The 13,977-nt window shown below is 47.0% G+C and carries 10 protein-coding genes; 2 read left to right on the top strand and 8 right to left on the bottom strand.

The window, feature by feature from the left end; translation table 11 throughout:
- Nucleotides 1-319: 319 nt before the first annotated feature.
- From AB8599_RS14130 to AB8599_RS14105, 6 genes are all read right to left on the bottom strand, one after another.
- Nucleotides 320-1,609 (bottom strand): HlyD family type I secretion periplasmic adaptor subunit, encoded by a 1,290-nt coding sequence (locus AB8599_RS14130; protein ID WP_407331533.1) that lies wholly within the window; start codon nt 1,607-1,609, stop codon nt 320-322.
- Nucleotides 1,609-3,321, bottom strand: a complete 1,713-nt coding sequence (locus AB8599_RS14125; protein ID WP_407331532.1) for a type I secretion system permease/ATPase — start codon at nt 3,319-3,321, stop codon at nt 1,609-1,611. Before AB8599_RS14125 ends, AB8599_RS14130 begins: the two co-directional genes overlap by 1 nt.
- 122 nt (nt 3,322-3,443) lie before the next feature.
- On the bottom strand, nt 3,444-4,061 hold the full coding sequence (locus AB8599_RS14120) for a calcium-binding protein (protein WP_407331531.1): 618 nt from the start codon (nt 4,059-4,061) through the stop codon (nt 3,444-3,446).
- A gap of 324 nt (nt 4,062-4,385) precedes the next feature.
- Nucleotides 4,386-5,003, bottom strand: a complete 618-nt coding sequence (locus tag AB8599_RS14115; RefSeq protein ID WP_407331530.1) for a calcium-binding protein — start codon at nt 5,001-5,003, stop codon at nt 4,386-4,388.
- A gap of 448 nt (nt 5,004-5,451) precedes the next feature.
- Nucleotides 5,452-6,069 (bottom strand): calcium-binding protein, encoded by a 618-nt coding sequence (locus tag AB8599_RS14110; protein WP_407331529.1) that lies wholly within the window; start codon nt 6,067-6,069, stop codon nt 5,452-5,454.
- 251 nt (nt 6,070-6,320) lie between these two features.
- A complete protein-coding gene (locus AB8599_RS14105; protein ID WP_407331528.1) occupies nt 6,321-6,998 on the bottom strand; it encodes a LuxR C-terminal-related transcriptional regulator in 678 nt (225 codons plus the stop codon).
- A gap of 399 nt (nt 6,999-7,397) precedes the next feature.
- Between AB8599_RS14105 and AB8599_RS14100 the strand changes: the two genes are divergently transcribed.
- Nucleotides 7,398-7,919, top strand: coding sequence for a single-stranded DNA-binding protein (locus AB8599_RS14100; protein ID WP_407331527.1), 522 nt, complete (start codon nt 7,398-7,400; stop codon nt 7,917-7,919).
- Nucleotides 7,920-8,319: 400 nt separating this feature from the next.
- On the opposite strand, the gene AB8599_RS14095 is transcribed toward AB8599_RS14100, so the two are convergent.
- Nucleotides 8,320-11,688: an Ig-like domain-containing protein gene (locus tag AB8599_RS14095; protein WP_407331526.1), complete on the bottom strand. Its 3,369-nt coding sequence runs from the start codon at nt 11,686-11,688 to the stop codon at nt 8,320-8,322.
- Nucleotides 11,689-12,237: 549 nt separating this feature from the next.
- On the opposite strand from AB8599_RS14095, the gene AB8599_RS14090 reads away from it, so the two are divergent.
- Entirely contained in the window at nt 12,238-12,801 is a 564-nt protein-coding gene (locus tag AB8599_RS14090) for a YbhB/YbcL family Raf kinase inhibitor-like protein (RefSeq protein WP_407331524.1), read from the top strand.
- An 88-nt stretch (nt 12,802-12,889) separates the two neighbouring features.
- Here AB8599_RS14090 and AB8599_RS14085 read toward each other — a convergent pair whose 3' ends face one another.
- The gene (locus tag AB8599_RS14085) at nt 12,890-13,768 is read right to left on the bottom strand and encodes a LysR family transcriptional regulator (protein WP_407331523.1); all 879 of its coding nucleotides are present in this window, start codon (nt 13,766-13,768) and stop codon (nt 12,890-12,892) included.
- Nucleotides 13,769-13,977 lie beyond the last annotated feature (209 nt).

Genomic DNA, 13,977 nt, shown 5'->3' with positions numbered 1-13,977 from the left:
GGTATTTTTTAAGAACAGGTGTATTCTTCCAACAAGACATCGCAAGTAGAACAGCATGAGGGGTAAGAAAGAAGATGAACTTTGTCCGATTTTTACTCGTTAAATTTATGTTGCCTAAAAAGATCACATACATTGTCTTGTAAAGTGAGAGTAAATCTCGTTGCATAGTAAGTGATTTGGATCACGCAAATTGAAGTGACTTGCTTCGATAGTGAGATATTCAACGTAAAAAGCATTTCAATATCTTCATTCTTTTTTAGTAATAAGTAATCAACCTCAGTCTTAAGTATTAATTAAGACTGAGGCTTTATGATTAAGATCACTCTTCACGAAATGCGCGATTGAGGCTCTCTGTCAGAGGTTTGGCTAAATATTCTATCGGAGTGCGAGGTTCAGTAAGCAGCATGACTTCAGCTTGCATGCCGGGATAAAGGACGATGCCGTTGAGAAGTTCGTTCACGTTGTCGATGAGTTTCACCCGCGCGAGGTAATAAGCCAATCCGGATTGCTCATCGATAAGTCTATCTGCAGAAATAGTCAGTAGCTCGCCGTTGAGGGGCTTGATACTGCGCATGCTCAAGGCCGTTAGACGGATTTGTGCTTTCATGCCAGCGCGAACCTGGTCGATATCAGAAGGGTCAACACGTGCTTCTATCATCAAACTTTCATTGTTAGGCACGATGTCGAGTAGCGGTTGACCGGGTGAAATAACACCTTCTTCCGAGTACACCTGAAGATTTAATACAGTACCTGACAGCGGCGCGACAATTTTTGTCCGATTAAGAATATCTTGTGCTGTTACAAGTTGCTCATCAAGTTCGTAACGCTCTTGGCGAGTTTCGCGTAGCTCTTCCACGACCTCTTTGATGCGTTCCAGTTCTTGCTCTTTTAGTTGGGCCTGACTTTCCGCAACATTTTGAGCAAAACGGCTAGCATTGGATTGCAATTGACTAATCGTACTTAGTATCTGGCTTTCTTCACGTTCTAAACGCAACACTTGGGTCTTACTTACATAGCCTTTTTCCGCCAGCGTTCGGTTACCCGCAATTTCTTCGCCAATGATCGCGAGTCGGCGTTTTTCAATTCCTAAGCGTTCTTTCTGTCCTTCCAATTCTGCGCGATTCTGCGCGAGTTGCGTTTTGAGGACTTCCTGTTGTGAGGCATAGAAATCATTTCTGGCTTTAAATATCCGTCGCTGATTGGTGAGAATTTCTTCTACACGAGGATCTTGCTTGTTCGACTCAAGTTTTTCGTTAAACGTGATGGTTTGGAGGTTATCGCGTTCGGCGATCAATCTTGCTTCTCGGGCTAATGCATTGCGCTGACGACTGTTATATTGCTCCAATTGACCACGTGCTTGGGTGTCATCAAGCAAGATCAGCGTTTGACCTCTCTCTACACTTGCTCCTTCTGTGACCATGATTTTATCAATAATGCCACCTTCAAGGTGTTGCACTGTTTTACGTTGGCTATCAACGGTCACTATGCCGGGCGCAATAGAGGCCCCTTCGAGTGGGCTAAATACAGACCAAACACCAAAGGTGCCAAAAAACAAAGCGATGATACCGAAACCGAAAAGGGCGAGTTGACGAATTGCAGGGATGCCCATTACTGTTTTCCTCCTTTATTGGAAGCAATAGCGGCGCTTTGCTCCATGAGCGGCTTGAGGACTTCATCACGTTCGCCGAAGGCGCGAATTTGGCTATCTTGCAGAACAAGTAGCTTATCCATGGATTGCATCATGCTGGGTCGGTGTCCCACTAAAATGACAGTGGCCTTGCGGGATTTAAGGTAAGCGATGGCGCGTTGCAGTGCGACCTCTCCTACACCGTCAAGGTTGGCATTGGCTTCATCGAGGATCACCAGGCTTGGGTCGCCGTAAAGGGCTCTGGCAAGTGCGACGCGCTGGCGCTCACCGCCTGACAATCCAAGTCCTCGCTCGCCGACAACAGTGTCGTAACCTTGGCGTTGGCGCAAAATGAGTTCATGACAGCCTGCGAGCTTTGCGGCTTGAATGACAAGCTCAGGTTCACCTTCTGACATGCGAGCTATGTTCTGGCGAATCGTACCGGGGAAAAGCTCTACGTCCTGAGGGAGATAACCACAATGCGGGCCCAGATCATCAGGGTCCCATTTGGCCACGTCCATGTTGTCCAGACGGATTGTGCCGGCAGTTGCGGTCAAGTTACCGAGCATGAGACGTGCAAGTGTAGATTTCCCTGTACCAGATGGGCCAATAATTCCAAGTGCATCACCAGCATTGAGCTTGAATGTGATGCCGTGCAGAACTGGCTCTGGTTGACCTGGATGGAAGTAGGTGACTTTTTCAACCGACATCATGCCCTGTGGCTTAGGTAAAGGCATTGATTTAGCCCGCTCTGGAAATGCTGGAATTTGGTCTTTCAAACGCTGGTAGCTTTGTCTCGCCGAGACGGCAGTGCCCCATGCACTAATGGATTGCTCAACGGGTGCTAATGCGCGTGCCATTAAAATGGAACCTGCAATCATGGCGCCTGCGGTCAGTTCGTTTTCAATGACTAGCCAAGCCCCCACACCCAGCATTGCAATTTGTAGCAGCATTCGGATGAACTTAGATGTGGCAGTCAGCAGCGCGCCCTTGGAGTTTGCGCTGACTTGGCTATCAATACTTTTGTTATTGAGTTCTGACCAGTTCTTAATGAAGTTCGGCATGATGCCCATTGCTTCAATTGCGTCCGCGTTTCTTGCTGCTGACTCTGCTTGTTGCATCGCGAGAATGGCGGATTCGTTGGCACTTTTATGGGCTTTTCGCGTCGTTGCGTCATTAATAATTGCGATAGCAAACAACAGAATAGCACCGCCAGTTGCAATGATGCCGAGTAATGGATGCAAGAGAAAAACAAAGGCCAAGAAAACCGGCGTCCAAGGCGCATCTAAGGCCGGAATTACGGCGTTGCCGCCAATGAAAGATCTAATCGCGGCAATATCTCTCAGGCTTTGGACCGACGCTGAAAGACCCTGCCTAAGCTGCAGCGCAATGCTGCCGCTTAGAATATCTGGCGATAGGCTTTGATCAAACCAAGCCCCAATTCGGACCATGATTCGGGTTCGAACGTTTTCCAGTATCGCCATGGTGAGCAGAGCAAAAACCGTAATCATGGTGAGCAATAATAATGTGTCTATTGATCGAGAGCTGATGACGCGATCATAGATTTGAAGCATATAAATAGGGACGCTCAGCACCAGAATATTGATGACAAAACTGAAAGCGATGACAAATACCATGGCTTTTTTACATTGCTCGATGGTTTTTTGAAGCTGTTTTTCTGTAGAAAGAGACATGTCGTTTCCAATGATTTCAAATCACTTTGTTTTTTTTATACTGCAACGAAGCGAATGCTTAAATAACCCTAAAAAAGGCAACCAGCATATGCACTGATTGCCTTGAGTATAGCTTGCTTAAATCAGACGATTTGAAAGTCGTCGGCAGAGAGATCGCCGACTGAGATATTGTTAAGTATCACGCTTGAACCGTCTGCCAAACTGATCAAGGTATTGTTGCCCACTTGAGAAAGGTCAAGTGAACCAAAGTCAGTGTCGCCAGTCGCACGGATAAAGATTGTGTCGATACCAATTTCAAAATCCACCACGCGGTCATTGCCAGTGTGTGTATTGAGGATATTGTCGAATAGGAAGGTGTCTGCTCCTTCGCCGCCAATCAGAAAGTCGTTCCCTGATCCACTGACAAGCCAATCATCGCCGTCACCGCCAAACAATCGGTTATTGCCTGAATTTCCGTAAAGCGCGTCATTACCCGTTCCACCGAGAAGATCGTCATTTCCTTCCCCGCCGTATAAGGTGTCATCACCGCTACCGCCGCCAATGAAATCATCCCCTGTTCCACCACTGATAAAATCGTTACCAGCACCGCCAATCAGGAAATCATTGCCGCTACCGCCAAATATCGTATCGTCGCCACCATAACCAATGATGCGGTCATCGCCGCCTAATCCATTGATCACATCTGTGTCACTGGTTCCATCCAATGTATCTGTAGTTGCTGTTCCATTAATGTTTGCCATTACTGCTTCCTTTTAAAACGACTAAGTACCTTTGTCATGTTGCTTTGTTGACAAGCATCTCGCCAACTCGCCGTTTTCGGCAACCTGAATATCTGGTTCGATGATCTTGCCAAAAAAATAACGCTATACTCTGACGTACTTATGAAAAGGATAATGTCTCACTAGTGAGTAACTATGAGAGAACGCTATCGGGTATCCAAGGAACACAGACAATTTTCCTCATGAAATTCGATAAATATCAATTAATAAAAGGGATTTGGCTAACTTAAATAGGGCAATACGCTAAATGCAATATTGCCCGTAAGAATTTGAATCTTGGAGCGATTAAACGATATGGAAATCGCTTGCGGAGAGGTCTGTCGCAGTAATGCCGTTGAGGACAAAGCTTGAACCGTCAGCCAAATCGACCAAAGTGTTATTACCCACTTGGGTGATCGAGAGAGACGCGAAATCTACGTCACCGGTTGCTCTGATAAAGAGAGTGTCGATACCAATCTCAAAGTCAACAACGCGATCATTGCCTGTTTGTGTCCCCATGATGTTGTCAAATAGAAACACATCAGCACCCGCGCCACCAACCAAGAAATCGTTGTCGATGCCACTGACTAGCCAGTCATCACCATCACCACCAAATAGCTTGTCATTGCCCGACACTGCATACAGTTTGTCGTTGCCAATACCACCTAATACAATGTCATTACCTTCGCCGCCATATAGGATGTCATCGCCGCTGCCACCGCCGACACGATCGTCGCCAATGCCACCGCTAACAAAATCGTTACCAGCACCACCAGTGATATTGTCATCACCTCGACCACCAAAAACGAAATCATCGCCACCGTTGCCCACAATGACGTCATCACCACCAAAGCCAGTGATGGAATCATCCTGACTGGTTCCACTCAGCGCTTCAGAATCCGCAGTTCCATTAATTTCATTCACAGTATCAACCCTTATATTTGAATATACCTAAGCCATAAAACGTAAAGGTGGGATGCGATCTACGACATTCAGGTTGCAGCCCACTTACTGGTTGCAGACATCAACGAGGTAAGTGGATTATTAGAAGCAATGCGCTATTGCTTACCGACGTTTTGCAATTGTTATCAATATGATATGAATTGGTGGTGATTGGTACATTATGTAACCTATATGTGACATGCTGCATATGTGGCTGATGTTTTTGTGTAACATGCGATTTTTTTAGTTTAAGCCCATCGCAAACAAATGCTTTATTTCGTCAATTTATTGGCGGCATGGGTTTTAAGGAGAATGTGATTTGTGGGACGGGACGTTGGGGCAATGAGACGGGAGGCACAACAATAATAAAAGGGCAATTAACACAAGGTGCTAAATTGCCCATTGGATATATAAATCTTATTTCATCGTGTTAAACGATATGGAAATCACTGGCGGAGAGATCTGTGGCAGTAATGCCATTCATAATGAAGCTTGACCCATCAACCAAATCAACCATGGTATTGGCACCAACTTGCGTGATCGACAAGGAAGCAAAGTCGGTATCACCCGTCGCTCTGATAAAGATCGTATCGACGCCGATTTCAAAATCAACAACACGATCACTGCCTGTTTGCGTACCAAGAATGTTATCAAACAGGAACGTATCTGCACCTGCTCCACCAACAAGGAAATCGTTACCCGTGCCGGACACTAGCCAATCATCACCGTCGCCGCCAAAGAGAACATTGTTGCCATATCCGGCAAATACCAGATCGTCACCGATCCCGCCGAGCAGCAAGTCATTACCTTCACCGCCATACAGGATGTCATCACCACTGCCACCACCAACGACATCATCACCAATACCACCACTGACAAAATCGTTACCTGCACCACCTGTTATAACGTCGTTTCCTCTGCCACCAAAAACGGCATCATCTCCGCCGTTACCGACGATAACATCATTCTCGCCGTAGCCTATAACAATGTCACTTTCACTTGAACCACTGAGTAGTTCTGCATATGCAGTACCATCAATAATAGCCATAATGCTAACCCTCTATTTATGTTTTTGAATATACCTAAGCCTTAAACGAATAGATGGGATGCGAACTGCGACATAACAAAAAGTCCTCGCATCAGTGCAAACACCAGCGAGGTAAGCGGATTATGAGGAATTATTAGATGTAGCTTACCTATGCTTTGCAATTCTAACTATGGTGCAAAACCGCTTAGGTAAGTGTCTCACTCATGACGATACATGAGCGTTTACTTATAAAGAAGAAAGGCCTCAATGGGTTAGCCTTGGTAATCTAATCCAATCACTGACAAATTGTTTTTAGCCCAAAACACCGCCTGCACGCGGTTTTTTACATTTATCTTTTTGAAAATATTATATAAATGCGATTTGACAGTGTGTTCTGATACGAAAAGGCCATCCGCAATTTCGCTGTTGGATGCGCCTGTCACGAGTTTGCGCAGAATTTGCTGCTCTCGGTTAGTCAGGCAGATTTCCGAATAGTCGATGGCGTTGTTGTTGTTCTGTTGGTAGTAATGAATGAGCTCAGCAAGTTTTTGTCTTGGCAGCCAATATTCACCAGACAACATTTTTTCAATGCCGTGGCAAAGGTGTTCAAGGTCGTCTTCTTTCTTAAATACGCCTTTGATAAACGGCCAGCTGGCCAGTTCTTTAGCAGACAAATCATGAGCATTGAACAGTGCAAAGACATGCTGCTCGCTGAAAGGAGAAAGGCTCTGTTTAACAAAATTGACCGTATCGCCCTCAAAAGCGCTCAAATCGATCAAGACCAGACCTGAAGAGGTAGCGAGCTTTTCGCTGATGGTCTGCTTCTCTACCAGAGATACACTACTCTTGATTTCCTTCTCAAGGCATGAAATTAACGCAGTGATCGTCATGCTTGCTTCGGAGACAAGGAGAATCGTGTATTTGTCAGAGGTGGTCTCAATGTTCTGCATGTGTATCCCTAAATGCTTTTGATGATGACGTTGCGTTTTGCCTCGCTATATCAAGGTAACAGATTAAAAAACGCATTTCGCAGCATTCTAAAGCGCAATCGGAAAGCTATTCGTATCATTTTTAGAACTCTCAGACTGAGCTTTTTCTGCAGCAACTATCACAAACTCTTTGTTAGTCTAATACAAATTAGTTTGTATCGCTGATTTCTGTCTCCTGTATTTCATCTTTAAAGTGAGGTTTTCATCATGTTGCGTTGGGACTGAGTGGTCTTCTAAGTTTCAATTGAAAGCCTGTGAACAATGTTCTGGCTTCTGTTATCATCGCCGTTGAATTGTCATCTGCGCACTCCGTGGCGCAATGTAACTGATGACGCAATGATGAAGGTTTGGGAGCAAAATATGGCCAGCCGTGGTGTAAACAAAGTAATTTTGATTGGCAACTTGGGCAACGATCCTGAAGTTCGCTATCTGCCAAATGGCGGTGCGGTTGCCAATCTGACTGTTGCGACCTCAGAAACGTGGCGCGACAAGAGCACTGGTGAAAATAAAGAAATGACCGAATGGCACCGTGTGGTGATGTACCGTCGTTTAGCTGAAATCGCTGGTGAGTATCTGAAAAAAGGGTCAAAAGTGTATTTGGAAGGCCGTTTGCAAACGCGCAAATGGCAAGGCCAAGACGGTCAAGACCGTTACACAACTGAGATTGTTGCGAACGAAATGCAGATGCTAGACAGCCGTGCCGGTGGTGGCATGGGTCAAGGTCAGCCTGCGCAACAAAACCCTCAGCAAGGCAATTGGGGACAGCCGCAGCAGCCCGCGTATCAGCAGCCTGCGCAACAAAAAGCCCCTCAGCAGGCTCCGCAACAGGCGCCTCAGCAATACAACGAAATGCCTGATTTTGATGACGATATTCCCTTCTAGCTCACGTATAACTGAGAAGTGTAAACTTTATCGGTAATCCTTTAGAAGAATCGTGATAACCCAGCAGTAATGCTGGGTTTTTTTATTGGTACATTTTTGAAAGTGTGAATAACCACTTGCTGTATTCTCTCCTTGCTCTTGACGATTTTTCCTGCGCAAATTTATGACCGCTTACTGACTCTGGTTGGTAGTAGATGAGCGACAAAAAGATCAGGGCGAGAGGGAGGATGACGACAACACAAAATGGACTCATCGGGGCAAAAAACTGCAATGGCAGGGTAGCGCTGGAAGCACTTGATGATGAGAAAACTATCTGGGAAGAAAAGAATCGAACCCAGATATAATCTGACAGCACCGACAAAAGTGAGTAACTGTCAGATCATGTATGAATCAATACACCTTAGCGAGGGTCAAGGCCCAGCTTTTCCATCACCAGTTTGAAGTTCTCGCGGCGCTCTTTCACATTGTGAACATCGCCGGTTGAACAGGTTAAATCTGGGCAGCCACGGTTAACGATGCCAGAAACGTCATCAATAAATTGTGAACCACTCAGACCACCATCAACATACTTTTTCAGTTCGTTATAGTAGTTCCAGTCACCGTATTGACCGCCTTCGTCGTTGTAAGCCTGTACGGAGGTCACCCAGTAGAAAAGACCAGCAATCCACTTAATCTCTTTGTTCTCTTCTGAGCTACAAATCAAGCCTGGGTTTGAACAGAAATCCAGATCGGCGTACAGAGGATTTGCCGGTGGCGCTTCAACGGTGACACCGTCAATGGTTTGACCGATAGTTTCTGGATCAACGTGTGAACGTCCCAGATAATGGTTCAGCGTACCGAAGTTCTGACGACCCGTAGTTTGGATGACGCCACGGCCCCACCAACCACAACCTTCAACGCTTTCTTCGCTGCTGCCATCCCAAATGAAGCTACCAGCTTTCTGGCCTTCATAGACTTTACACTCGTCACGTTCCCAAACTTGCTTAGAGTTGTCGATGGTCTCGTTCGGGCCACCGTTACAGTGCCCGTTATTTGTCCAACGACCAACAGCACCGTTTACCAATAGGCCACGTTCTTTGAGGACCGAATCAGGTGCTGCGAACACAGGGGCTGGTGCGCCGTACCATCTTGCGTGGGTCAGTGCGCTCACTTCCATTTTGCTGTCTCGAGGGCAAGAGTACGCATAGTCCAGACCGGAAATTGGGTTTACGCCGTAGTCAGCGTACTTTTGCCCTAACTGACCACAGCTTGCAGACATTGGATAATCTGCGGGTGCGCCATATTTCACTTCAGACCAGTTGTTCTCGTCACACGCGTTGTAGCGGATGGTTTCCTGCATGCTTTGTGCAAGGAAGGCTGCAATTGCGACTTTCGCGTACTTGATGTTGGTTTCATCATCAACCGCGTCATCCATTAGCCACAACTTATTACCCGCCACACCGATGTTATGCATCGCGTTCATGCCATCAAGGAAGTCATTCCACTTGTACACAGTCGATGGAACCCACTGTGATTGCGGTGTTTCGTACAAGAATGCCTCATTGTCCATCACGTTTTCGGCGTTAGTGAGTTGCTGATTTAGCGCTTCAATACGTGTCAGGGCACCTTTTTCCAACTCTTCGCCAACATAGTACAGGGGCACTTTCGTATCTTGGTAGCGGTCAATCTTGTTTGATAGATCGGAAGCGTCTTTATCAAACAGAATCGCAAACACGTTGTTGAACGCGGCTTTACGAAGCTGTGGTTTACCTTGGCTGTTGCCCATGAAGTAGCCTGCGGTTTGCTCGGTTGGCATGTTTGCCAGCATCGCAGGTGCTTTTACGTAATCGGTAACTTGTTTCACGTACTCCAGCGCATAGTGCCACTGATCCGCAGTTAGCGCATCGGTTGCCGCAGATTTGGTGAAGACAACGAAGTCTCCTCTGTTTGCCGATTCTGCTTTGTACAGCTCGAAATTGTCCAGCAGATCAGCGGTGAAGACTGACGCCTTATCCCATACTGACTGGCGACCTGAGTGCGCATCGTAAGCGAAGTCGCCGATATTCAGAGACCAACCGAAAGTCGCTTGCGGCGCCAGTGAAGAGATGATCAGGTTGTGTGCTTGCGCCCAGCCTTTCACATCATTGCTCAAGGCGTTTATCGCGTCTAAATCGATCGGGCTGCTGGTCATCTCAACCGCGTGGGTCAGTGCTTCTTTCACTGCCACCGTGCCAAGTGCTGCGCCTTTATCTTTGGACGCGATATCAAGCACATCACTGCGAATGATGATTGAAGACGTACCTGCTTGTTCTGCCTGATCAATCAAAGACACAAATGCGTGGGTTAGCGCTTGTGCATCCGCCAACGCATCGCTGTTGGTGGTGTCGATAGTCAGTGTTGCTGGTGCCTCCGTGGATGGGCTTGCAGCCACCAAGGTATTTGGCCAACCGGCCACTTCAAGGCGGAGAGGGTCTAATGGGTTTTGGAGCGAAAGCAGTGGTGATGTACCCGGCTCTGTACCGTCACAGTTCAGGTGAAGCGCCCACGAAGCGTCACTACCTGGCAATGATTTTGTCCAGTAAATCGCGGAGTACGCGATGTTGTTGTGAACCATAATGTCACCGCCTGTCGCGTGGTCACCACGTGTCCAGTCTGGGTAAACATTGAAATCTTCACACAGGCTACCTGGTGGTGTAACCGGTGGAGGTGGCTCCACAGCATCTTCTTCAACCGAGAATTTCACACGCGCTGATGCAGACAGGTTCAGCGCATCTGTCGCGATTGCAGTCAGCGTAAAGCTGCCAACTTGCGTTGGTTGCCACTGACAGGCAAACGCTTGAGTGGTTGTCGCATCGAACGCACAGATTTGTTGATTGTTAGCTTGTACCACCAGTTTAGCGAGGTCATTGTCAACGTCAGAAGCACTCAGAGTGATAGACACGGTCTCGGATTCTTTAAACACTGAGCCGTTAGCTGGCGTGACAAAGCTAACCATAGGGGCGGTGAAATCTTCTTCCACGTCCGCTTGTACGGTTACGTTAACTGTCTGCTGTTGAAGAGGTTGGCTGTTCTTATCGAGCACGACCACTTTGATGGTTACGCTACCCGCTTCGCTTGGTGTCCAGCCTTGCGTGTAAGTCGTCTGGTTTTGAGCGATGGGTGTAGTAGCAATCTTTTGGTTATTGGCCCAAAATTCTGCGCTAGCTGCCTGGTTACCATTGATACGTGAGTTGATCATAACCATCTCACCCACGTTTAGGCGTTGGCCTGAAACGGGAGACAAAATAGACAGCTCAGTTGGTTCTGGCTCAGGTTCACCTGGCTCGGCTGAACACTCGGTTACATCCCAAAACCAAGAACTTGCTGTCGGCGCCTCCCAAACGCCCGGATTGTTCTTGGCGACAAAGCACTGGCCGTCGTATGAAACAACATCACCATTTTTGACCTGAGTCTGGCCTGGGATGAAAGGAATAATATCGCCTAAATCAGGCTCTGGTTCTGGCTCTGGCTCCGGCTCCGGTTCTGGCTCCGGTTCAGGCTCCGGATCAGGAGTCGGTTCGCCTGAACATTCCGCAACATCCCAGAACCATGAATTCGAGTTTGGCGTTTCCCATACCCCTGGATTGTTTTTAGCGACAAAACACTCGCCACCATAAGAAACCATCTCGCCATTTTGGACTTTGGTTTCGCCCGGAACAAACGTTGAGACGTTCGATGCATCGGCAGCATGCAAATAACCACTAAACATCACACCTGCCAGTGCGATGGTTATTCTATTCAATGTTCTCAAAATTTCGCTTCTCAGTTAATTAATCGCCTTTTCAGGCAAGTTTGTTTTTTATCAATAGCGCGTGTAATGAACTGCTTTGATGAATCATCCTTTCTATCGTTCTAGGCGACATATCCCTGAGTCACGCTGTTACGGTAATGTGTTAAATATCAATTGCTTATTTGGCATGGCAACGGCGCCTAGCTATGAGTTTTCAACACCCATAAAGCAGCAGGCACAGAAAACCCATAAAAACAGAACGTCAGAAACCGATAACATCCTGATTTTTCGCTATTTAACTATGAAAAAAATTAGCCACTATAGGTTTTTGGTATTTATGTGACATTGATTCATTTAATTGTCTCTGCATGTGTGATATGTGGCCGATGGCGTATTGACGATATTTGATGGTGAATGGCTCTCATCACCCCAAGAAAAAATATTGCAGTTTTTGTTTCTATGGATTGGCAAATTAAGTGCAACAAGTATTAGGTATGAGTCATTTATCCATATGCATCGCTACGATACTTCGATCACTCTAACGTGCATTCATTAATCGGAGTGAATACGATGAATAAAGCGAGACGAAATGGATTAGGCATCGCCCTGACAATGGCGTTGGTATCGATGGGAGCGTCAGCGCTAACCTTAACTAGCCCTCAGGTTGTTGAAGGTGAAACGCTAAAAACACAGCAGATATTCAATCAATGGGGCTGCGAAGGCGATAACAAATCCCCCGAACTTAGGTGGACAGATATTCCAGAAGGAACCAAAAGTTTTGCGGTCACCATGTATGATCCGGATGCACCGACAGGTAGCGGCTGGTGGCATTGGTCGATGATAAACATCCCAGCAGACGTTCATCAGCTGCAGCTGAATGCAGGTGACGAAGGTGGTGCACTGATGCCAGCGGGTGCGCAAATGCAGCGTAATGACTTTGGCTTCCACGGTTTTGGTGGTGCATGTCCGCCGCCCAAAGCATCACCGCACAATTATCAAATCACGGTTTATGCGCTTGATGTGGAAAAACTGGGTGTTCCTGTCAATGGCTCTCCAGCACTCGCGGGTTACTATATTCTCCAACACCGAGTGGGTGAGGCGCAGTTAATCGCGCCAACCAATGCGCGAAAATAGCACATACGTAAATGGCACTCGCGACGAGCGGCACGCGATTAAGTGCTAAGTCGACACAGCGGCAGCGACGTGTGCTGATATTTCTTGGTCAATGCACCACTTTTTGCTTGAGAAAATCGATAAACAATCGCGTTTTGGTGTGGTTGTATTCCAGTTTGGGATAATACGCGTAGGCAGGGCTTTTGGGCTGGCGTACTTCGGACAGCACGGGAACGAGTAAACCTTGGTCGAGTTCTTTTCGGATGGTGACATCGCCCACCAAAATAATGCCAAGTCCAGCGACGGCGGCGTTAACAAGCGCTTCTGGATTTGGCGAGACAAAGTTGCCGCTTAAACGTAGTCGACGACCATGTTCAAATTCATGCTCTTGCGGGTGGCTTGTTGAGCCGTACAGCAAGCAATTATGGTGGAGCAGTTGCTCGGGCTCAATGATCGGTGGATGTTGAGCGAGATAGGTAGGTGATGCAAAAAATCGTGGCTGGAAATCAAACAATTTGGTGGCAATGAAGCTTGATGAATTAAAATCCGCGAGTTCGCGGGTGATCACTATGTCCAGATTTGGGTCGGGTAACTGGCCGGGAGCAAGCGTGTGTAGCTCAACTTGAATATTGGGGTAGGTGGCGAGAAATTCCCCGATGTTGTTAACCAGCAATCGACTGCCCGTTGCCAGTGGTGCGCCAATGCGCAGTACCCCACTGACTTCACCATAGGTTGAAGTGGTTTCTGACACCAACTGTGTCCAATCATCGAGTAACAGCTTTCCTCGCTGGTAAAACAAACGGCCCGCATCCGTCATGGTGAGGTTGCGTGTGGTGCGTTTTAGTAGTTGCACCCCAAGTTGGTTTTCTAGCCATGCCAGACGCTTTGATAACGCAGAGCTGGACGTGTTGAGCTTGGTTGCGGCTTGTGCCAACGAACCCATCTCAACAACGGTGATGTAGCTTTTGGCGCAGGTAATCCAATCCATCTAATGATTGCTTCCATTGTGTTTTGAGTTTGTGTTCACTTTCGCTTCTTGATAGCGACAGATATACCCAAACAACCTCAATTTAAACGTGATGGGAGGCTCTGAATCCTGCATCTTGAGGTTGTTTGGGTATAATAGCCAATTACTCGGCGTAAAAAAGCGCTAAGCCTTTAAAATTACTGAACAGTAAGCCGTACGTTCCTTTAGTT

The organism is Enterovibrio litoreus, from assembly GCF_045679545.1.
Classification (GTDB): Bacteria; Pseudomonadota; Gammaproteobacteria; order Enterobacterales; family Vibrionaceae; genus Enterovibrio.
The sequence above is the reverse complement of the archived record's forward strand: the minus strand, read 5'-3'. Positions and strand labels throughout refer to the sequence as shown.